Annotated in this window: 26 protein-coding genes; 6 read left to right on the top strand and 20 right to left on the bottom strand. The window is 37.2% G+C overall.

The window, feature by feature from the left end; translation table 11 throughout:
- Positions 1 to 599: 599 nt before the first annotated feature.
- The 8 genes from M3225_RS28015 to M3225_RS28055 all read right to left on the bottom strand — a co-directional run bounded on the left by M3225_RS28015 (position 600) and on the right by M3225_RS28055 (position 7,021).
- Complete coding sequence (locus M3225_RS28015; RefSeq protein ID WP_251400510.1) at positions 600 to 926, bottom strand: hypothetical protein; 327 nt, start codon at positions 924 to 926, stop codon at positions 600 to 602.
- Positions 927 to 1,087: 161 nt separating this feature from the next.
- Entirely contained in the window at positions 1,088 to 2,215 is a 1,128-nt protein-coding gene (locus M3225_RS29730) for a C40 family peptidase (RefSeq protein ID WP_285886130.1), read from the bottom strand.
- Positions 2,216 to 2,791: a hypothetical protein gene (locus M3225_RS28030; protein WP_251400512.1), complete on the bottom strand. Its 576-nt coding sequence runs from the start codon at positions 2,789 to 2,791 to the stop codon at positions 2,216 to 2,218.
- Positions 2,788 to 5,178, bottom strand: coding sequence for a VirB4 family type IV secretion system protein (locus M3225_RS28035; RefSeq protein WP_251400514.1), 2,391 nt, complete (start codon positions 5,176 to 5,178; stop codon positions 2,788 to 2,790). Before M3225_RS28035 ends, M3225_RS28030 begins: the two co-directional genes overlap by 4 nt.
- Entirely contained in the window at positions 5,123 to 5,488 is a 366-nt protein-coding gene (locus tag M3225_RS28040; RefSeq protein WP_251400516.1) for a hypothetical protein, read from the bottom strand. Before M3225_RS28040 ends, M3225_RS28035 begins: the two co-directional genes overlap by 56 nt.
- An 8-nt stretch (positions 5,489 to 5,496) precedes the next feature.
- Positions 5,497 to 6,354, bottom strand: a complete 858-nt coding sequence (locus M3225_RS28045) for a hypothetical protein (protein ID WP_251400518.1) — start codon at positions 6,352 to 6,354, stop codon at positions 5,497 to 5,499.
- A gap of 53 nt (positions 6,355 to 6,407) precedes the next feature.
- Positions 6,408 to 6,644, bottom strand: a complete 237-nt coding sequence (locus M3225_RS28050; RefSeq protein ID WP_251400520.1) for a pilin — start codon at positions 6,642 to 6,644, stop codon at positions 6,408 to 6,410.
- Between the two features lie 140 nt (positions 6,645 to 6,784).
- Positions 6,785 to 7,021, bottom strand: a complete 237-nt coding sequence (locus tag M3225_RS28055; protein WP_251400522.1) for a hypothetical protein — start codon at positions 7,019 to 7,021, stop codon at positions 6,785 to 6,787.
- 451 nt (positions 7,022 to 7,472) lie between these two features.
- Here M3225_RS28055 and M3225_RS28060 point away from each other — a divergent pair, with 451 nt between their 5' ends.
- Genes M3225_RS28060 through M3225_RS28075 form a run of 4 tightly spaced genes read left to right on the top strand, consistent with a single transcriptional unit; the run spans position 7,473 to position 11,156 of the window.
- Entirely contained in the window at positions 7,473 to 8,174 is a 702-nt protein-coding gene (locus M3225_RS28060; protein WP_251400524.1) for a hypothetical protein, read from the top strand.
- A gap of 15 nt (positions 8,175 to 8,189) precedes the next feature.
- Positions 8,190 to 8,444, top strand: coding sequence for a hypothetical protein (locus M3225_RS28065; protein ID WP_251400526.1), 255 nt, complete (start codon positions 8,190 to 8,192; stop codon positions 8,442 to 8,444).
- Positions 8,445 to 8,451: 7 nt separating this feature from the next.
- On the top strand, positions 8,452 to 9,192 hold the full coding sequence (locus M3225_RS28070; protein WP_251400532.1) for a relaxase/mobilization nuclease domain-containing protein: 741 nt from the start codon (positions 8,452 to 8,454) through the stop codon (positions 9,190 to 9,192).
- The gene (locus tag M3225_RS28075) at positions 9,189 to 11,156 is read left to right on the top strand and encodes a VirD4-like conjugal transfer protein, CD1115 family (protein ID WP_251400535.1); all 1,968 of its coding nucleotides are present in this window, start codon (positions 9,189 to 9,191) and stop codon (positions 11,154 to 11,156) included. The genes M3225_RS28070 and M3225_RS28075 overlap by 4 nt, the downstream gene beginning before the upstream one ends.
- A gap of 47 nt (positions 11,157 to 11,203) precedes the next feature.
- Here M3225_RS28075 and M3225_RS28080 read toward each other — a convergent pair whose 3' ends face one another.
- Positions 11,204 to 11,800, bottom strand: a complete 597-nt coding sequence (locus M3225_RS28080; protein WP_251400536.1) for a hypothetical protein — start codon at positions 11,798 to 11,800, stop codon at positions 11,204 to 11,206.
- Positions 11,801 to 12,306: 506 nt separating this feature from the next.
- Between M3225_RS28080 and M3225_RS28085 the strand changes: the two genes are divergently transcribed.
- Positions 12,307 to 12,540: a transcriptional regulator gene (locus M3225_RS28085; protein WP_251400537.1), complete on the top strand. Its 234-nt coding sequence runs from the start codon at positions 12,307 to 12,309 to the stop codon at positions 12,538 to 12,540.
- A 193-nt stretch (positions 12,541 to 12,733) separates the two neighbouring features.
- Here the strand turns inward: M3225_RS28085 and M3225_RS28090 are convergent, their stop codons facing one another.
- Entirely contained in the window at positions 12,734 to 13,540 is an 807-nt protein-coding gene (locus M3225_RS28090; protein ID WP_251400538.1) for a recombinase family protein, read from the bottom strand.
- Positions 13,541 to 13,803: 263 nt separating this feature from the next.
- Here M3225_RS28090 and M3225_RS28095 point away from each other — a divergent pair, with 263 nt between their 5' ends.
- A complete protein-coding gene (locus tag M3225_RS28095; RefSeq protein WP_251400539.1) occupies positions 13,804 to 14,559 on the top strand; it encodes a hypothetical protein in 756 nt (251 codons plus the stop codon).
- 228 nt (positions 14,560 to 14,787) lie between these two features.
- Here the strand turns inward: M3225_RS28095 and M3225_RS28100 are convergent, their stop codons facing one another.
- From M3225_RS28100 to M3225_RS28145, 10 genes are all read right to left on the bottom strand, one after another.
- A complete protein-coding gene (locus M3225_RS28100) occupies positions 14,788 to 15,099 on the bottom strand; it encodes a hypothetical protein (RefSeq protein ID WP_251400540.1) in 312 nt (103 codons plus the stop codon).
- Positions 15,084 to 15,359, bottom strand: a complete 276-nt coding sequence (locus tag M3225_RS28105) for a hypothetical protein (RefSeq protein ID WP_251400542.1) — start codon at positions 15,357 to 15,359, stop codon at positions 15,084 to 15,086. The genes M3225_RS28100 and M3225_RS28105 overlap by 16 nt, the downstream gene beginning before the upstream one ends.
- Positions 15,360 to 15,374: 15 nt before the next feature.
- On the bottom strand, positions 15,375 to 15,650 hold the full coding sequence (locus M3225_RS28110) for a hypothetical protein (RefSeq protein ID WP_251400543.1): 276 nt from the start codon (positions 15,648 to 15,650) through the stop codon (positions 15,375 to 15,377).
- Positions 15,651 to 15,712: 62 nt separating this feature from the next.
- On the bottom strand, positions 15,713 to 16,168 hold the full coding sequence (locus M3225_RS28115; protein ID WP_251400545.1) for a hypothetical protein: 456 nt from the start codon (positions 16,166 to 16,168) through the stop codon (positions 15,713 to 15,715).
- Positions 16,137 to 16,577, bottom strand: a complete 441-nt coding sequence (locus M3225_RS28120) for a hypothetical protein (RefSeq protein ID WP_251400547.1) — start codon at positions 16,575 to 16,577, stop codon at positions 16,137 to 16,139. The genes M3225_RS28115 and M3225_RS28120 overlap by 32 nt, the downstream gene beginning before the upstream one ends.
- Before the next feature lie 2 nt (positions 16,578 to 16,579).
- On the bottom strand, positions 16,580 to 16,816 hold the full coding sequence (locus M3225_RS28125) for a hypothetical protein (protein WP_251400548.1): 237 nt from the start codon (positions 16,814 to 16,816) through the stop codon (positions 16,580 to 16,582).
- Between the two features lie 643 nt (positions 16,817 to 17,459).
- Positions 17,460 to 19,277 (bottom strand): hypothetical protein, encoded by a 1,818-nt coding sequence (locus M3225_RS28130; RefSeq protein ID WP_251400550.1) that lies wholly within the window; start codon positions 19,275 to 19,277, stop codon positions 17,460 to 17,462.
- 2 nt (positions 19,278 to 19,279) lie between these two features.
- Positions 19,280 to 19,978: a CHC2 zinc finger domain-containing protein gene (locus M3225_RS28135; protein WP_251400558.1), complete on the bottom strand. Its 699-nt coding sequence runs from the start codon at positions 19,976 to 19,978 to the stop codon at positions 19,280 to 19,282.
- 114 nt (positions 19,979 to 20,092) lie between these two features.
- On the bottom strand, positions 20,093 to 20,335 hold the full coding sequence (locus M3225_RS28140; RefSeq protein WP_251400560.1) for a helix-turn-helix domain-containing protein: 243 nt from the start codon (positions 20,333 to 20,335) through the stop codon (positions 20,093 to 20,095).
- A gap of 854 nt (positions 20,336 to 21,189) precedes the next feature.
- Complete coding sequence (locus M3225_RS28145; RefSeq protein WP_200509091.1) at positions 21,190 to 21,369, bottom strand: helix-turn-helix domain-containing protein; 180 nt, start codon at positions 21,367 to 21,369, stop codon at positions 21,190 to 21,192.
- Positions 21,370 to 21,799 lie beyond the last annotated feature (430 nt).

The following is a 21,799-nucleotide window of genomic DNA, read 5'->3' on the forward strand; positions in this document are numbered from 1 at the left end:
AAAGTTTTAAAAGGTGCTGCTGATCCGCTGCTTATTTGAGGAAAACTATAAATCTGATCACATGCCTCCCGAAACTCCCATTTCCTATTCCCTAACAGCTAAATGTTTTTCCCTCGCGCGTAGGTGCTTCTAAAAATTCTAAAAATACATTCCTTTTTTTGCTTTTTATCGTGTCGGAAAACTATTTTTTTAGGTCTACATTAGATCAACATTACTGTTTTTTAGGTGGACAGTGAGTCGACAGTGAGTCTACTTTTATGCCTTTTGAGTCGACAGTGAGTCGACATTTAGAGCATTTTCGTGTACCCACGTTTAACCCAGGCACTGCCTGGGCTAGCACCCTATGTGATAGCAAAAACCCCTTATGCTCTTACAGATTTTTTTGTTAAAACAATTTTGCTTCAGCAAATCAAAAGATTTATCTTTTCGCAATGACAAAACAAAGTTATGTATAATTGCGCCCTGTTAAAAATTCAAAGTAACAGGGATAGCCTTTCTCGCGCGCGTAGGTGCGTTTAAAAAGTAAAAAAAGCCCCTTCTTTTTCTTAAATGTAGGCATAAAAAACAGCGACTATAAAAGCCGCTGCCTTGTGTAACTATTAAATCTCAAAGTCTTCTTCGTGTTCTGGTGGTTCATTTTTTAAAGTTTCATAAAGAGGTCCTAAATCCCAAACCATTTGAAAATTGTTTTCTCCTGGTACTATCTTAACTTCCCAGGATAAAAAACCCTCACTTTTCATCGTACTTAAAAAACCATCGAAAAACACGCCTCCATACTTTATTTTTTCTTGTAACTCTGTATGGTGAATGTCTATCCCTTCTTCTTTGTAACTCATAATCACCTCTAGACACGCTTTTTGAGTACAATTCATACCATACTTTGCAAAATCTCTATCAAATCTTTTTCTCATTTCCTTTTCTAACATTTAAAACCTCTCCCTTTTGTTTGATGTTTTATATAATCGCCGGAAAAGCGTTTATTTTCGTTTCTCCGGCGTTTTATAATAATTTGAATCTATTTATATATGGAAGGTTAAAAAGTCTCTCTATGAGGCTTATAAGCTCCCGTTATCAGATTGTGAAATTCTTACTCTACAACCCTACGAACAACGCCGGAAAATACTTTTCTAAAATGGTTCATATCGTTAATCCAAACGCCTTTGCTGCTGCCATCGTGCAAGATTCTGCCGTCTTGCATCACTATTCCTACATGACCGTTTTTCTTATACGTATCGAAAAACACAAGGTCTCCGGCTCGCATTTGGCTTGGGTTTACAGGCTTTCCTAGTTTCACAAGGGTATCTGTTGTTGTACTATCAACACGCCCTAAATTCACGCCACCCTGTTCAAATGCCCATCTAACAAACGAACTACAATCAAATGATTTTCTAGCAATATCCGCCGCTGTTCTACCGCCTCCAAAATTATAAGGGCTTTTTCCAACTAGGGTAGAACCTACCGCTATTGCTTTATTAATAGCATCTGAGCCTTTACCGCTACCTGTTCCATATGGCATTGAAGGAAGGCCAATAGAAACCTGTGTAGCTCCATTTGAAGCATATAGATTCATATATTTGAAAACCCGATCTACATACCATCCTGCCTGGTTGTACGCGAACACTGCTTTTCTCATCCCTGCTACGGTTCCATCTGATGCTCCACTGGCTGATAGATAATTTGCTGTAGAATAGATAGCATCCGTAACATTCCACGGATCGGCCCGCCCGTCTCCATCCGCGTCTACACCAAATCCGCCCCACCGTTTTATAGCCAATGGGTCTTCTAAAACGTTTTTAGGTATAGAAGCATTCCCTAAACGAGTTCCCCCAGGATATGACCAACCTACCCAAGTTTTCGGCATGAACTGTGTATGTCCAAGTGCGCCCACCGAAGATACATTTAAATCCGCTCCAAAATGAGTTTCGACACGATGAATCGCGCAAAGCAATTCCCATTTGACGTTATATTTTTGAGCCGCTGCTTGATAGATTTTTATGTACTCAGCAGGTATCTCCCTCTCTCCAATAGGTGTAATGACTCCTTGTTGAATATAATTCTGTTGTTCCTGTTCCTGTTCATGTATAAAAACGGCCATAATAGCGGCAAATGTAGCTACACAAATGAGTAAGATAGTTAACAATAAGGGTATACCGCCAATAAAAAGGAGCCGCAATAAAATCCCGGCCCCTATTTTCTTTTGAGTTTCAAGCTGCATCTATTTCACCTCTACACCTGTTATTTTCCAACTTCCAGGACTATTAGAAACGCTCACCTCATACCACATTTGCTCTTTTTTTCTATTTCCTAGTTCATCCTTTATCTCTACATAAGCAACTACTTGCCACTTTTTACGCCCTGGCACGTTATCATCAATAGGCAAAGTTTGAAGCTGCAAGACTTTCCTTTCGTGCTCTGTTGCTGTTGGTTTGTGGCTATCATCCGCTGATAAGTAGTAATAAACCCTTTCATCTGTTAGCGGCTTAATGGCTTTTAAATAAGCTTCCGGTTTGTTAGGATTCAATGTTGCATAAGCTGTTACAAACTTTTCCGCTAGCCTCTTTGTTTCCTGGAGAACTTCCGGCGTTTTATCTTCCTCATTGTCTTTATGAGGCGCTATTTCTTTATTTGTTTGAATAGGGATAGAGGCTTGCGCCGCCTCTTCCCTGTAAATGTCTATAATCATTGGAATTGTAATGAATGCAGCTATTAAACCGCCCAATACAATTGCACTAATCGCTATAAGTCTCTTTTGAAACTTAGTGAGTTCTTGTTTATCCTTTAGCTTTTTCATATAGCAACCTCCTGTAATTGGTTTTCTTGGTAGGAAGGCTTAAGTTTTATGCTCTCTTCCTCTGTTGGTGTAATTACAGTTCTCATTTCAACGTGTTTCGTTTTTACAATGTGCAAGCAATAACCGCGCGGCTTGTTACCGGATAAAATCTCATGTTCACTTTCAGAGAATGTATCAAAGTTTTCTTCTAGCTCCTTAATATCGTTCTTAGAAAGCCTCATATACGTTTTGATTTGAGCGTTATTTATTAATGCTGTTCCATATCTACCAACTGATAAGAAGTCGGCAGCGTTTTGAGTAGCAACACATAAAAACCCGCCGTATTTTCTGATACGTTTTGCCATTGAGAACATGAAGTATAGGGATTGAGGGTTGCGCTCATCCGCTAAAATCCACAATTCATCTGCATATAAGCCTACTTTTTCGTTCCGGTCTTTCTTTGCTTCCTCCCACAAGTCTTTTAAAAGAAGATCCATGAGCGGTTTTCTGATTGATTCATCTAATTCATTAATATCTAAAACATTTATAGGAGCTGTTAAATGCCAATTTGTTTGACCGTTAAAAATCCCTTTATATACACCGCTCACGAATGGTCTTAAGGTCGCTCTAACTCTCTCCATTCCTTCCGCTCTGCTCATAATGTCATCTAATGTGCTTAAGGTAGGAAAGATAGTAGGTAGCGTTTCAACATCCTCATGAAGTGTTAAACCGACTGTTCCATAAGATTCCACAATACATTCAAGTAATGTCGATTGTTCTAAAGAACTCATTTCTGGAACAATCCATTTAAAAAATGTAATCATTCCGCTAATTTTCTGAGGTAGATAATCTCTAATGCTTGTTGATTCCTGGGCCGGATCGTCACTATCTACAACTACTGAGCGGATATGAAAAGGATTTGTTACAAAGTGAGAGCCAGGCTTGAAAACTACATGGTTTGCACCAGGCAGGAAGTGATATTCTCTTTCGGGATCAATAATGAATTGCCGTTCTACCTGTCCGAAGTTGTGCTCTCTGAATATCTTTGTTTTTACGTAGGTACTTTTTCCGCTTCCTGGCTCCCCTAGAACAACCTCGTTTAAATTGTTGTATTTCGATGTATCCCAGGCGTTATAAATGACTGGAGCCTCTGATTTTACGTTAATACCAATAAATAGCCCTGTATTTTCGTTTAGTTCGCTTGAATTGAAAGGAACCATAGCCGCTACTAATTCCGCATACATAGGCCAGCTGTAACGCTGTTCAATTTCTGCATGTTTATAACCGACAGGCAGCGAATACCAAAAACAATGAGGATTGTTATAAATTCGTTTAGCTTTTAAGCGATTTGTTTTAATAGCGGATTCTAAGCGCTTGCAAGCAGCGTTTAGTTTTTCGTCTGTTTCTTCCCTAACAGCTAAAAGCATTGTGGTATTAAATAAGCTCTCACTATCATCTTGCATACGTGTTAACAAGCGTTCTAAGCTCTCTACCTCGCTTGTATACTTGTTTTTTAATGAAGAAGGTATTTTACCCATTAGCCGCATGTTAAGCTCGTTTATTTGCCTATCAATCTTATCTGTTTCGGTTCCTTTGTCTCTAGCTTCTAAAGAGATAGATATATCCATATCAACATCAGCGTTCATAATTCCATCTATCCAACCCGCTTCAACTTCTTTTGGAAAATAAGAGATTGTATAAAAGGCATAGCGTATATTATCCAATTCTAGATATTTTCCGCTCACTATGTCCGGCGGCTGCCATGCTGTTAAATCCATTCCTCGTTCATAAGGTTGTGTAAGCCTGCTTGTAGGAGAAAGTTTGTTATAAATAAGGTTTTTTATTTCCTCTTCAAGCATCCCTCTTGCGTTCATCTTTCCGCCTCTTAAGCTTTCCACTACATTCTTTTTTAAGTTGTGAAGCTCTTTTATAGCCTCTTCATAATCGCTTTCTTTTGATTCCAGGACAATATAAAAACTGTGCGTATTACGAGCTTTCAAGCTGTAATCTTGTAAATATTCTTGTGTGCCTCTGATGGCCTTCTGCTCTTCCTCTGATCTGCTTATCGCTTTTTCGTCTAGTTCTTGTAAATAGCCGTTAATGTCGATTGAATCAGAAGAAATAAGGATTTGGCAGCGTTGCCCTGTTGTATGGTTGTTAAGAGCCGCTCTTATACGGCTCACAACCTTTTTCACTCCGTTTGTATCCAACAAATCTAAATTGACAGGATCAAAAACTTTTAAAACTGCTTTATATCTCTCATCTGTCGTTCTAAATACTTCATTCTCGAATCCTTCTACTGGAACGTTAATGAACTTTTGACCTTTTAACCGCTTGAAAAGGCTAGGTTTCTCATTTTTTTGTTTTAAAGGTAGTGATAACTGGCTTTTTGATTTTTTGATTTTCATATTCTTTTCCTCCCCATTGTGGTGTAAGTGTTTTTGAATTTGTCTTTTTTACTAAATACTGAAACATTAATTGAAAATTGTAGTAGCCTGATTTATGGTCAATCTGCAATACAGAATGAGCGGCTATGATTGAAAAAGCCATGCCTACAAACATTAGAATTGTGTATCCTAGAATGAAATAGAGTGTAATACCGGATAAAAAAAAGATGGATATTAAAGCTACCCATCCTTTCCAGTTCAAATTCCAGTACACCCCTCCCCCTTTTACGTTTCGTGGAACCTCGTATTTTAGTTTTTTAGATTCTTCCATGCTTTCACCTACTTTCCTATACCTTTGAACATAGCTCTATTTACAATCATTCGTAAGCCTCCTGCGGCCATTCCTGAAATACCGCTACCAAACATCCATTGTTTGAGAATTACTGGCCCTGTTGCTCCTAAAATCATGAAGCAGAATGATATTAATAAGCCTTCAAAGCTTCCTTTTGCCGCTGTCCATACCACTAAGGCAAAGCACAACATATGAATGATCTGTGTGAAAATAACTGCTGATAAGCTTGTTAAAAATGATTTGAATGTGCCGGATTTATTGGCGTATGTAGCTAAAAAAACCGGGCCGCATATCATTGCAATTACTAAGTGAGCAAATCTGAATATCCCCGCTATTGCAAGGACTAGCGTTCCTATTCCGTATAAAGCAGCCATAAACAGAATGTGAAAGGCGGCTGTTTCCAGTCCGCCTGTTGGCGAAATACTATCCAATATTTTGCCTGCTGTGTTCACATCCACTTTAAAGCCGCCTATCCATTTAACTATTTCATTTACAATCGGAAGCATAAACTTTGTCATAAACGCCGGAAATGACCAAATCATAGCCGCTGCTATGGCTGCATCTGCCACAATAGACGCGTAGTTTGGTGAATCTTCATCTGTCACTAAGTCCTTCATTGAGTTAGAAATGCGAAGGTAAAGCAAGATAATGACTAATGAAGTTGCTGCTGATTGTGAACCAAAAAGCAATTCCTTAAAGTGCGGGATTTTATCAAAATCAGCAGGAGCAGCAATGTATTTAGACATCATTTTCATTCCTGCTGTGATAAAGTCGCTCGCAAACTTCTCTAGAAGGCTCCTTATAACTTCCTGTGCTGATTCCACCGGGTTAAATATGTTTGGCAACTCTTCCCCTCCTTACCTATGCAACTTTGTGTGCATAAGAGAGTAAAAAAATATTAAGCGAAGTATTTTACGATTAAGCCAGCAAGAACACTTGCCATTAACGCAATCCCAACTCCAACTCCAGTTCTTTTAATTCCCTCAATAGCAGCTTTCATATCATGCGGATCTTCTGCCTGCATAATCTTAAGGCCGTTCTTCACAAGGACGAATATAAGAATAGGTGAAGCTAGTATTCCTAACCATTTGCCAAAATCACCAATTAGTTTAGCAAGCGCCTGGAAAAATTCCATTTAACAAAACCCCCTGAATATTTAGTTTTTTTTAGCAGCTGTTGTTCTGCTTACCACTATCTTATGCAACTTAGGGTGCATTGTCAATCAAAAAAAAGAAGTTTTTTGTTTTTTATTTGAAAAGCCTTCCAAAAAAATGCTTACTGATCCGCTTCCTTTGTAGCTTTATCGCGGTTTCTAAGTTGTAATCCTGACTTTTGTAAAAGTTCTTCCCACTGTTCGTATGTAGCTACCCAGTAGTTACCTATTTTCGATGGATAAGGATAGTTTTTCTCTTTCGCAAAATTTGCAAGCCTAGAACCCCACGATTTATCTTTGCCTTTCATTTCTGCGTAGTCTTTAGCTGAAATTATTTTCTGCTCCTTTTCTTCTGACATGGAAGCACCCCCGATAAAAATTTAAGTTGCATGTTTTAATAACACAACCATACCAACATTATGCCCCGCTAGTCAATGTAAGTTGCATAACAAAATTTGCAAAGTTATCTCACCAAAATGTCATTTTTCCCTTCCTGGCTCCCTGATCTATTTTTCTTTAACAGCTAAATAGCTGCTTCCCAAAACAAAAAGAGAGCACAAAATTTTCGCCTCTCCTTCTACTTTTGGAGCAGAAGCGGCGCGAAGCGTTCTCCCCGAATGAAAGGGCAAAAACCTTTTGCCCCGCTCCTTTCAGTCGGGGGAGGCAGAGTTAAAATCGTATACGAATTTCATTCGTTACGATTAAAATAGGGTGTCTAGCGCCCCCTATATCCCCCTTGCATACTTTCCGCATACGTTGTATTATTGAGTTATCTTATGCAACTTAAGTTGTATAGTAAGGAGGGATAGCATGGCAAAAGAATCTGTTTCTTTAAGGTTAGATAACGATGCTGTGAAGCTGCTTAAGAAGATAGCAAAGGAAGAATACGGCAATGTATCTAAGAAAGGTTACGTTGTCGAAAATGCTTTACAACTATATGAAGCTCACCGAATTAGACCACTGGAAGCAAGCGCCGTTTTGTCTGTAACAGAGGACAAAATAATTGAGCGGTTAGATAAAAGGTTCAATGATATTGGAAAAAATCTTGTTGAGCGGATTGGTAACTTATACGCAAAAGAAGCTTATGAGGCTTGTTTATCTTCTTTGTTACTTGAAGATATATACATGAAGTCCGGCTTTCATAAGGGAGATTATGAGCGTAGACGAAAAGAAACAGCTTACCGCATGAAAACACGTTTTGATAAAGAGGGCGCGGATCAACTAGCGGGAGCTATGGAAGAAAATGAACATTTAAAGCAAACTCTTACCGATGTAAACCAAAAACTACAAAAGGCAGCGCAAGTTGTTACACATTTTAAAGATAAGATTCCTACCCTGGAAGAAGAAAACGAACACTTGAAGGAGCAGCTGCAACAAAAAAGCGAGCAGCAAGAAAGTTTGAAAGCCTGGGCGAATGGTCTTACTAAACATCTAATAGACAACTATAGCCGTATTAAATCCAATAAGGCTTTATTTGATGAATACATGCAAATGAATCCCGTTCCTAAATGAAGGAGGTAAACAATTATGAAACTCAATGAGATAGAAATGATTAAGCATATGTTGTTACAACTAGAAGCAAGAGGCTATAAGGAACCTAGTTTTTGCTACGAAGACCCTCACAAATGGACTTTTCGTTCAGATATAAACGATGAAGACACTTTGTTTTTAGATGTTACTAAGGTTGATGGCGGAATTACTGCATGTGTTTTTCGTGATTTAGAAAGCGAAGAAAAGAAATATAGATTAGATTTTTATTTAGAAATTACAAATGGTTGCTAACGTCAAAATGCTCCGTTATCTAAAACATAACGGTACAAATAAGCCTATACATTCAGCAAAAGAGCACATTCGATACATTGAAGCTAACAGGGAAAAACACCGAAACAACCCTGATTTATTTAACAGCAAAGAAAACGTTTTAGACAGGCGCGACTTTTGGAAGCGGATTGAGGACCAACCGAAAAACGGTGTTGTTCTTCATAAAATGGTTATTTCCTTAAGTGAAGATGAACAAAAGCGCCTGAAAATTGATATGCGGGAGCTTGCCAGGGATACAATGGCTTCTTTTGAAACTAAGATAGGCCGCCGCTTGGATTGGATAGCTGCCTTTCATGATGATAAAGGGCAGCCGCATATTCATGTTGCTTTTAGAGGGCGCGATTTAGACGGAAAACAAGTTGGTATTTATCCAATTCATGTTAAGCAGCTAAAACAAATAGCCGAACAAGAGAAAGTTAGGCAGGCAGAGCGCAATTTAACCCGCGCACAATTTCGCGAATATACAAAAGAACTTGAAGCAGAGCGGCAGCAACCACGCCGTTATGAACAAGACAGGGATTATTCAGACCGTTCCCGCTCTGATCCACTCGGCCTCCAAACATCAAAAGTAACTCTTAACTTTTTGGAACAGATGATAAAAGATGGACAAAGACAAATTGAGAGAGTACAACGTAAAGCCTATTATGAGGCGGAACGTGAAGCAGAGCAGGAGCGGAACAAGAGCAAAGGGAGAGGGATGGAAAGATGAAACTAAAAAACAACCGACTCATTATAAAGTTAGTGTTACTTATTTCTATAGGTTTAGCATTCAATATTATCCTGGGAGGACTAGCAGCATTCTTATTTAGCGCTATACAGGTAAACAGTGATATTGATAAGCTTCTTATATCGCTTGAATCCTTAAAAGATGAACCTTTTTTAGCTGTTAAGGGAATAGTTTTCGGCAACGCTTCAAATACGGTTTTACAAAGCGGCCACGATCTATACACCAATTTAATATTTCAAGGTGTTTTATGGCTTGTATATCTATTTTACTTTTACAAAGCTATTTTCTTTAAGTCCAAAAGATTCAGTAAAGAAGATGCTTCACATATTGGCGTATATGGAACCGCTCACTGGGAAAGCGCAAAAAACATTGCTAAAAGGTTCTTTAACAGCGATAAGGGAATGATTGTTGGTGCTGTTGGTGAAAAACCCTGTATACAAGAGATTGAGGGAGATATAAACCAAATGTGTTTAGTGTATGGAGGTAGCGGAAGCGGTAAAACTGCCGGTTATTCTATCCCTAACATTCTTCATATATCCGAAACACTGGGAGAATCTTTTGTTATTACTGATCCAAAGGCAGATATTTTCAACGCAACAGCCGCTCACCTAAGAAAACTAGGCTACACAATTTATAAAATCAATTTGCTCGATTTTCTTAAGTCTGATAGATATAATTCGCTCGACTATGTAACCAATGGCCCTGAAGCTATTTCAGTCGTTAATACACTTATGAAGAATAGCGGCGAATCTAAAAACAGCGACTTTTGGGAAAAGGCGGAACGTGCTTTATATGCTGCATTGATTCTATATCTAAAAGAGACTCGCCCAAAAGAAGAGCAGCATTTTTCCAGCGTTTTAAAGCTAGGCTTAGAAATTGGAAAGAATCCTAAGTTGTTAAATGCCATGTTTAAAGCTTTACCGGAAGATTCAGAAGCAAAAACGTTTTACGATATATTCAACATGGCAGAGGAAAAAACACGCTCTGGAATATTAGTTGGTTTTGGTGTTCGCCTTCAATTATGGGCCATGAAAGATATAAGAAACTTAACAGCTGCAAGCGATTTTCAAATAAAAGAGCTAGCTCACAAGAAAACAGCTGTATTTGTTCTAACTAGAGATGATGATTCAAGTTTTGACTTGCTAACAGCTTTATTTATTGACCAAACTTTCCAGGAGCTTGCAAAAGAAGCTCGTAAAAGTCCAAAACAACATTTAAAAGTACCTGTAAGAATGATTTTAGATGAGATAGCAAATATCGCGCCTATCAATGACCTAGAAAAGCGTATGGCCGTCATGCGTTCGCGCGGCGTACGTATCTCATTAATTTTTCAAGGCATTCAGCAATTTAAAAACCGCTATGGAGAAGGCGTGGCCGCTGAAATATCAGATTCATGTGATAGTCAAATTATTTTACAGGCTAATGATGATTCTACCGCTATTCCTGTTTCTAAAATGCTTGGAAAAACTACGGTTTTAACTAACTCTGTTTCTCAAAATCATAATGAGCGAGGATCTTCTAACGGTATGAACTATTCAATGCAAGGAACAGAACTCATGACACCTGACCAGGTGCGGAAAAAAGATAAAAACAAATTGATTCTTTTTCAAAAGGGTTCAGCTCCCGCCTTTATTGACAAATACTTTTACTATAAACAAAAACGCTGGAGCAACCTTCTAGAAGCCGACTGGAACCAGGAGCCGAACAGAGAAGATAAACCGATAAATATTGCTTCTCCTTCCGTCTATAGCGTTCCGCAACCGGAACACATAGAACAGCAGCAAGGCGAACAGATAGCGGAACACTATGAAGATAACGGCCAATACTTCGATGAAGAGGCATTAAGACACCTGGAAGAACAGGCAGGCCACTATTTAGAAGATCAAGCGCCTTATGATGATCCGCAAGAAAAACAAGACAAAGAGCCTTTTGATATGTTCTCTTAAAAACTAAAGAGAAGGGAAATCCCTTCTCTTTTTTATTATGTAAATTATTAATTTCCAATTTTGTTTTCAATTTTTTGCTTTTCAACTTTTAAACCATCAATACATTCTTTGTAAATTCCTATAATATCTGATTCAGTCAATATAGTTGCTCCACCCAAATTCGGCCTTCTGAAACTCGAAAACGAATCATAAAGCCTTCTAACTGTTTTATAAGTGTTTAAATTCACATCGCTTGCCAGTTTCAATAGTCCTTCACTATTATCCGGCCCCTCTAAAGTATAGTCTAAGCGTGCATTTACATGACCTGCACCTAATTGCTCTCGTACGCCCTGTAAAAATATTCTGTTTTGCTGACCAATAAACATAAGTAAATCATCAATAGCCATTAATTGTTTAGGTAGCTTGTCCTCTGATTCTCTGTTCTTCAAGTCATTAATAGTCATCATTACACCTAGCAACGTAAACAATCCCGATAAAATGGAGCCTATATAGCTCCCGAAAAAACCAACCCAAACACTATTTGTTGAAACTGCCTTCCCAACAGGTATAAACATTAAAGCATTTACCACGATTGGAATAATAACTAATATCGCAATAGCATACCAAATACTTTTTTTACTCCAAACAAGTCTCTTTTTAAACACAATTACTTCCCCCTCTTTTGTCCAATTATATCTGATAAATTCAGTAATATATTGAAAAACTACACATTTTTAGTTAATAAAAACATTAACCAATCCGCTAAACGAGTAGTTACCCGAAAAGCTGTAATTAATTCGCTTGTAGGCGCTTATAGCAACATCAAAAAGGGTAGTTATAACAAGAGTATTCTTTTAAATGGCATAGAAAAGAATAAAAAAAGACCTGGAGCCGTTCTCTAGGTCTTTTTTAGCGTCTTTTTATTCTCAAAATAACGAATAACCGCAACAAAGACCGCCCACTATATATGAGTTTATAAGGCGGTCTTATCTATATTCATGCTATATGATTATGACAAAAATATCGACATTATTCTAAAAGGTGTCTCGTTTTTGATATCTTAATTGAGTATATGCTTAGTAGCTTGGATAATACCCCATTTTTTTGAATGCGGTATAAAAAAGGGGCGGTTAGGAGAGAATCCTTACTAATGAGTAAGGAGTGAAGATATATGCTATTTAACAAATTAGGACAAACAAGAACTAAATTTGGTTATTGGATCGACTCTCAAAAAGATATTAATCAATCAAAAATAATAAACGCCTCTGGAATGAGCAAGGGAACAATTTATAGATTGTGTAATGATCCTAATTTTAGACCTAAGCACTCAACTGTAGCGTGTATTAATAAAGGCTTAAAAAAATTAAAAAAGAACGTAAAAGTTGAGGATTTTCTTAATTTTTAGTTAGCAACGGCTCTGTTTTCTTACAAATTTTCTAAACGGCTCCAATCATCACATAAACCTTGTATTACTGCGGTAGCATTAACGCGGTAGATAATGAGTATTTACCGAAGTATTTACCGAAGTAACTACCCTTTATCTACTATGTAGCTACTGCGGTATAAAAAAAGACCTGGAGCTGTTCTCCTGGTCTTTATTAAACTGCTTTATTTTCTCCACTATGAACCTTGTTCCATTTTTGGCGTGAAATGATTTTAGGGAAAACATCTTTCTGTCTAATCGCGTTCTGCTCTTTGCTGCCATTATATGAATTAAAGCCTGTATAGCTTTCTGTATCTAACATTCTTCTAATTGTCGTAGGTGTCCAATTCTTATTGCTTTTCGTTGTAATACCTTCCTCATTAAGCTTTTTAGCTATCCGGTAGCAAGTGCGCCCCTCTATAAATTCATCAAATACACGCTTCACAATGGCTGCCTGTTCTTTATTTATCTTAACAGCTCCATTTCCTACCTCATAACCATATGGAACCTGGCCGCCTGCATACTTATTTTTTAAAGCTGTCGAGATTCTACCGCCTTTTGTTCGTTCGTTAATGACTTCACGCTCAAACTCTCCAAAAGTTGAAAGTATCCCTAACATCATACGCCCTATCATGGTACTTGTATCAAATGATTCAGTAATACTTACAAAGTCCATATTTAATTCCGCAAGCTCAACCTTAATAAATTGCAATAAGTTCAGCTGATTTCTATGCGCTCTATCCATTTTTAAAACAACTACACTTTCAAGCTCGCCCTTATGATCCGCAAGATACTGCATCATTTTTTTATACCCTGGTCTATTTATGTTGCTTCCAGAAAAACCTTCATCTTTAAAAATCTCAACCAATTCCCACTCCTGGGAGATACAATAAGCTTCAATTCTTTTTATTTGTTCCTCGATGGATGTATTTTCAATTTGTGAATCAGATGATACACGAACATAGCCGACAACTTTTTTCATTATGTAAATTTCCCCCATACCCAAAAATCTGTTTTTTTTGATACTTTTATTATAATTCATATGTACAGTAATTTCAATTACTGAATATAAAATAATAATATATCCATTGATACATATGCTTTTATGTAATTTTTTCACGAATGAAAAAGAACAAAAAGCAAGTAAAAAAGAAAGGAAAAAAAATCTCATGCTCGAATTAATGAAAATAACGCTGTATGATGTTTAAGGAACAGAAGGCGAATACATACAGATTGGAGGCCGTTATGAGTATTGAGGAAAATTACATGAATACAGAGGAAATGTCAGAACGTTTAGAAATAAGCTCAAGTAATGTAAGAAAGTATTCTATTGCTTTAGAGAAGAACGGTTACAAGTTCAAAACAGGTAGCAAGGGTAAACGTTACTTTACTGATACAGACCAAATGATTTTAGCGCAACTCAAATACGTAATAAAAAATAAAAACCTTTCTTTAGAAATAGGCGCAAAGACTGTACTATCAGGACTTAATATGAAGCGTTCCGGTAGCGGAACAGATGATACGCAAAACGAAAATGAAGAAAATAACCATTCGTTAACTGTTCCGCAAACTTACGAAAATTTACTACCCCCGGATATTATAGGAACAATAACGGAACACTTCAAAGAGCAAAGAGAGAGAAACAATGAGCTAGTAGGAATAAACAACAAGCTGTTAGGGATGATTGAAAGATACGAGGTAGCTTTAAGCGATTCTAAAAATGATTTGAGAGAATTAGAGGAACAAAGGCGAATGGATCGCGAACAAATGAGCAAGAAAATGGAGCAGCTGCAAGACAGTTTCAACAAACAGTTGCAAGCCAATTTCGACAAACAAGCCGAACAGATGAAAAAACATATAGAGAGCCGCGATAAAGAAATGATGGAATATATACGCTCATCACAAAAACAGCAGCAACAACATTTACTGGAAGCAGCGGCGGCCCAGGAAAAAGAGAGAGAACATAAAAAAAGCTTCTTTGCTCGTCTTTTTGGGAACTAAGACAAACATTGAAGCGAAGAAAACAAACAATCTATTTCATTACAGTGCCATTGTTTTATGAAATAGAGAAGGATAACTGAGTTATTCAATATTTTACCCTAAAAAACCTGCAAGAAACAGAAAAGCCCGGATTTATACCAGGCTTTTTTTGTTTTGGTTAATCCTAAGTTAAACTTCTGTTCTTCTGTTCGCACACATATGCTTAACATAAGTTCAACCTAAGTTGATCTAATGTATAGTTATAGGCTCATGATTTAACATCTTTACAACAGGTTTATCGTGAAAGGCAGGATTATTCATACAATCATCATAAGCCTGTTTATATTCATCATACGTAAGATTTTTCCTCAATTCTTCAATGAGACAATCAAAAATTTCATTCACATCATTAATGTTTTCTATTGATTCTGCTTGATTTTCAATCGTTTCCTTGCAAGTATCAATAAGCCTGTCTTTAGAGGCTAACATTCTTTTAAGATACTCAATCTCCTGTTTTTGAGTTTCAATCGTTCTTTTAGCATTTTTCAGTTTACTAGGCAATTATAAATCCCCCTCTGATGTTCTCCTAATGCCTCATAGCCTATTACATTCACTAAGTTTATATAAGCCTCTTTCTCTTCCTCTAAGAATCTCAAATACTCGTCATAATCCTTTTGACAAAGTTTGAATGTTTCGCCCTGGTCATAATACTTTTCAGTAATATAGAGCTTATCTACTTTACTTGCTCTATCTCCAATAGCAGCATTACAAAAATCACAAGTAGCACCGTTTCCATAAATAATGTTTTTACAAGTATTCATCCTTAACAGCTCCTTTTAATGCCAACGTTTATACCAATCTACGAGAGCGCCCGATTGTCTTTTCTTTGAATCAAAAAGGCGGGTATATCGTAACTCTAAATTATTTTTTTCGATAAATTCCTTCATGATTGTATACTGAATCAACACTAATTCTAGCTGTTTATCAGTAAGAGGAACCGTTACTACTGAATCATTTATAAAATGGCTAACTGGCTGCGCTCTTTTCTTACTACCATGTTTAGCGCTATATGTTTTATCGCCATACATAAGGTGCATATCATCAAATTTCATAATTCCCTTGTTCAGCTCCTTTATTCTTAGAAGTGTTTATTTAAAACATACTTCTATAAATTTCAACGTTTTTTATAATTGCTTCTTTCTTCATCCACTGGCCAAAAAGCAAACAATAACCCTGGCATTTCTAAAATGTCCTCTATTTCCGGCGGATCAACAGGCTCACCTTTTTCTATTGCATCTAAATAAGAATAGGCTTTTTGCACATTGTCATTAAAAACCTCAAAATCATAACGTGCTTCCATATCTTTAATTATTGTTTTTTGTGGCTGCAAATCCTGGAATGATTTCAACCTAACCTCTTTTACTGCTTCATTCCCACAATTCCATAGTGCATCATGCTCTCTTTTATCTACGCCCTTTGCATATTTCAAACAGGCTTCCCAGTAACCAAATGCACATGAACTAATGAGGCTTATATACTCATCTGAATCTTGACTTATCACCCCCTTAACAGGTTTCTTTAACTTTTGGCTTGCTGTCTCAATTTTCTTTAACCTTGCTTTCAAACTCACTTCTGCTCATCCCCTTTAATTCTTCATAATTTTCTAGCCCTGGCGGATCAATAGCAGCATTCACCTGTTTTTCTTCTAAGTAGCGGTAAACTTTCTTAATGTTTGCCTGTAATACATCTTCCGAATGCAATGCTTTAAAGTCCGGCTTTTCATTGACTCTCTCTGCTGCTACTTCGATAAGTGCATCCCTATATTCATAGAGCCAGTCGCTTGTTTCTTCACTCGTTACCTCTGCATACTTCAAACAAGCTTCAAAATCGCCACAAGCACAAGGATAAGCATTCTCGGCCATTTGTTCGCTTTTTCGTTTTCTTTCCTCATACTCCCTCATAGCTTTTTCCCTGGGCGTTTCCTTCTTTAAGTCCTTACTTGCAGCAACAACCTTTTTCATCCTTGCTTTTAAACTCATAATCAATCACCTTCCTTTTGAGTGTTTAAAACTTCCTCAATCTGATCTAAGCGCTCGGCCAAATCCCCTAACTCCATAGACTTCAAAATAGTATTTGATAAGGTTGCTATTGTTTTAGCTTTATCAATGCTCATTTCCCCCTCGTTTTCCAGGAGCAGCATATTTATAACCCTAGCAAGCATCCGGCGTATATCCTGCGGCGTGTTAAGCCTGGTCTTTCGTTTGAATCGTTCACTCATGTTATCACTCCTTTTTTTAGGTATTTGAAGAAATGGCTTTATATCAATGCTTTCAGCGATTCTGTTATTACAAAAAGGCATATAAAAAGTAGGGTTTACATTACAACTAATGTTATTAAGCTCTTATACTGCTTATTTTGCTTATTCTCGCGTTTTAAAACACTTAAGCAAGGCTTTACCCCTTATATTCCCTAACAGCTAAAATAAGCAATATTAGAGATTAATATAAAAACAAGCTGTTAGGGAAAGTTAGGAGGGTAACACCTAAACAAGTAACACCCCAGGTAGCGGGTAACACTCCTGGTAACATCTAAGTAACGCTTTTTGATTAAGAGGTGTTACCGCTCAATCCCTTGTGGCCCTAAGTGTCTCGTTTAGAGGTAACACCGGTAACACCTAATTCTGATATATCTCTCTCCCTCATTACGTATAGGGAATTATTATTTATATATATATAGAGACTTATAGTAGAAAAGGGTGTTACCAGTGTTACCATATATATATAAAGCCTTGATATATAAGGGTTTATAGAGGTAACACCCCTTTAAAAAAGGTGTTACCTCGGGTGTTACCTCTGTTACCTCGGGTGTTACCCTTACAAAAAAGGCTCATATGGTTGCATTGTCCATAAGAGCCTTTAATATTATTCTTCGGTTTCTTCAACGCTTGTTCTTTTAAGGAACAGATAGCGGGAAGCTTTACCTTCTATTTTCTTAAGATGTGTTCTCTGTGTTTGTCCTTTATTGTTTAATTTTGTGAAGATATGGCCCTCATGATCTAAATGTTTATAAAGTTGCTGTTCATTGAGAGGGAACCTTGTACCCTGTATTCTATAGAACTCGCAAACTTTGTTATAAATAGTTTTTGGATGGAGATAAAAATAATCTTTATCATGTTTTCCAATTAAATCTCCATGTCCTTCTGCATCTCCACCGCTAATATCATTAGTTCTAATGGTACTTGTTCCAAACATTTCCCTAACAGCATCTAAAAACATGTTTGTAGGGTTGTTACCTTTCATTTCGTCTTGCTGAGTTGAGGCATTAGCAATAAAGGCTTTCCATCCTTCCGCTAAAAGCTCAATTTGCTGATCTTCATCAATAGCCCCTATTTCTTTTGCATATTCAGTAAACATTTTTAAACCAATCGTTAACCATGCAACAGAACTTGTTACGCGTCCATGCTGGCTATCTTTTTGCGCTGCTTTTAAATACTTGTTGTACTTTTCATTAATAATCTGCGGTAAAGCATCCATTTTTGGAGCTAACCAATTAATATAGCCTACAAAATTATTAGCCATATCCTCCGCTCTTCTCTGTAAATCAGTCAGCAATTCAGTGTTAACGGATTCTCCCTCAAACTCTACTAGTACAAAACGAGCTAAACGAGATAATGAACCGCCTGGAATATCTTCACCTGTTGCAACAGCTAAACCACGAGGCGGATAAGACACTTTATCCGACATATCAGAGTTTTGCCTTGTTCGCCCTTTTCTATCTCCGTAATAGGCTTGAAGCATACCCGCTAATTTATCCATTCTAGCCTTCTCATTCTTATCTTTTGCAGGGTAATAATCATCTACAACTAAAATTGAATCCTTTGTAGTAAAGCCCTTTTTCTCTACTCCTGCGGGTGTATCTTGGAATGATGAAGGAAGGCTATTTGTGTCTTTAAAGCTTCCAAAATGATTCATCATTAATGCTACTGTAGAGGATTTTAATGAACCGCTACGCCCTACCACATATAAAACAAAATCCGGTTCTGATCCTTTACCTTTTTTAGCTGCCTCACATAATGGAGCAAGCCCAACCATTGCAAGTAAAGGAAACATTCTTTTAGCATCACTAAGCTTTAAAATGTCCAATGATGTTTGCATTGTTTCTTTTACATTGATTGCTTCGGCGGGTAACTTATATCTATGCAACTCTTGTTTTTCAAGCTCTACCTCTGCATTCCCACCAATTGAGCCTCCCGAATGTAAGTAAATCCATTCACCGTTAACCTTTCTCCATCCTAAGTGTGTAAATACTTGCTGTTCTGGAATATCTTCACCGAAAATCTGTATAGCATGGCGCATTCTTTCTTTCATATAGTTTCCAGGTTCAATAATTGCTTTCATTCCCCAACTATCATGAAGCCATTTAAGGCTACTAAATTCTCTAGCGGGTATTTTAACAAGCGGTAAAGGTTGAACGCCTCTCACTTGGGCTTCAATTTCAAAAAAGCGTTGTTTTTCTTGTCCATCATCTAAAACAATTTCTCGAAGCGGCATAGGGCGAAAGTTTGCTAGCTTTACCTCTTGCAGTTCGCCTGTTTTTTTGTCGTATTCTTTAAAATACAAACATCCGTCCTCTTTTATAAAGTAATCTCCTGCTGAATCATTCATAAAGCCTTCCTGTTCAAATTGTTCACTGAATGCCTCTTCCATAGCTTCTATGTTGGGTTCGTTTGCTATTGCCATTTTCAGTTCATCCCCTTACTCAATCTGTCTAAAACCGGATAGGCATACTTTACAATCCAATTTCTGATATAGATGTAATTTGCAATTCGTTCCTCGTTTTCTATCTCTTTTGTTTCGAGGCTTAAGTCCATAAGTCTGTTAACGTCTGTCTTTAAATGATAAACACTGCCTAATCTGTTTAAATCGCCCTCTGTTTTGATTTCTTTAATAAAGTTATCTAATATATCTCGGAAGCCTAAAAGAGCGTTAAAAGCCATTTTCTCGCGCTCTTTGAACTTTTGCATTTTAGCTTTATCAATTATTCTTTTTTCAATCTTTCTTTTGACTGCCGGATCGCTGTTATCTGATAAACCAAAATCCTTTGCTATGATATAAGCAGCTCTCCCAGGAGAAACACGCTTAAGCTCTATAATTAAGTTCAAAATATCGCCTTTTCTACCGCATCCGAAACACTGGAACTTATTTAAGCTAGGTGTAACGGAAAAAGAAGCGGTTTTTTCATCATGAAAAGGGCAAGGTATATGTTTGCTTGTTCTACCTTTAACAGCTGATAAATCAATCCCAAAATAATAATCTAATACTTGTTCAATGCTTATCGTTTGCTTAACCTGTTCTATTTTCTCCAACGTTTGTTTTCGTTGGTTATTTGCAGATGTAAGTTTACTATTAATCTCTTTTGCTTTATAATTGGAAATAGCCAATACGGAAGCATCCCTTTCTCTATTGGTATCGATTTGTCTAGAATCGGATGTTTTTTTAACCGCCTCTTGTCCAGGCGGCTTTATTTTTTTCTGCTGCTATTTATGCAGCTTTTTTTATGCTTTCAAGCTCTCAAATACCTGTTGTTTCTTCCAGTTTCTATAATTCTCATAATCTCTTTGTAATTGACCTCGATTAAAGCCCTGATCCTCTAAAAATTGAAGTATCTTTTTTGTGATTTTTAAGTTCTCGCCTCGTTCATTCGTTCTTATCGTTTGCTCTGTCACACCCAAAACAAAAGATAACTCTTTATGAGTAATGTTTAATTTTTCTCTAGCGGCTTTTACTGGGTTTTCCATATAAAACAACTCCTTTTTCTGATTTTCTGCAATAAAAAAGGGAAAAAGATTGTTATACGCGCATCTTTAAAGACAGCGGTTAAGGCAATGCTTTTAAGGAAAATGGACAAACTGGTTGTGTGTAAAACACGCCCCCAATTTTGATTCCATTCTCGCTGGCATCATCTCTAGTCACAAAATGTAACTAACTTAACTCACAGAATAAAGAATGCTTTCGTAAACTAATCTTTTCCCCAGGATTTTTTTAAGGAAAATATGCTAAATGTAGAAATTATGAACACAAAATAAAGCTATCAGCCTATGAAATAGCAAAAGTTCACAGGGAGATTACTAAAAAAGCTTTATTTTTTGGTAAAAATGTTGCATAATATCTTTTGTAAAGCATTAAATATTAACTTGGTATCCTGGGTTAGAGAAACGGCTAAGTTTGGACGCTAATCCGTTTCACTGGCTCTTGCATAAATGCCATTCAAGATTAAGAAGTTTGGACGCTTCCTTGAATGGTATTTTTTATTGCTCTTTTTTTGCTTGGACGCTAATCTGTTTCACTGACTCTTGCGTAAATGCCATTCAAGATTAAGAAGTTTGGACGCTTCCCTGAATGGTATTTTTTGTTGCTCTTTTTTTTTATTTGGACGCTTTCACTTTAACTTTCTAATAATTCTTGTTATTCATATGATAGCGAATATTGTTCGTCATAACAAGAGTAAAAGTGCTAAAAACCCTTATTTTATGCGGTTTTTCACTGGGTGTAAACTTTTTTCCCTTTTTGTTCCCGAATATTGTCCACTTTTTCCCCTTGCTTTTCCCTTTTTACATTTTGTGGGATTTTTGAAGGTTTTTAATGGCAGCTTTTAAACTGAAACAGCCTTCACTTCATGAGCGTTAAAATACTCTTTTAGTTGCTCATCTGAAATACGATACTGTTGACCTATCTTAGAAGCTCTTAAAGAACCCTTTTTTATATGTCTATAAATAGTCATTGTGCTAACCTTAAGCATTTGAGCTACTTCTTCCGGCGTGAATACTGTCATGATTATTCCTCCTTATGCAACTTCTTTTGCGTAACTTCATTTTACAACTCTTTACACTGGAAAACAAGAGATAACTAGAAAACTATAGAAAAAAATAATCAACCATCCCCCAAACCCCCGCCAATCATGGCCGGGGGCTTCCCTCGGCGGTAGCCAGGAACAAACAGTTGTTTGTTCAGAGCAAGAGGGTTTTGGATAGATAGCTAGTCAATTCCTTAATGCTCACAAGGGAAAAGCGCCCTTGCTCCGCTTACCATTGACAAGCGCGGTATTTCTCCCACTCCTTAGAACGTAGCAAAGGGCAAAGTTTTAAAAGGTGCTGCTGATCCGCTGCTTATTTGAGGAAAACTATAAATCTGATCACATGCCTCCCGAAACTCCCATTTCCTATTCCCTAACAGCTAAATGTTTTTCCCTCGCGCGTAGGTGC

The organism is Priestia aryabhattai (assembly GCF_023715685.1).
Lineage (GTDB): Bacteria > Bacillota > Bacilli > Bacillales > Bacillaceae_H > Priestia > Priestia aryabhattai_B.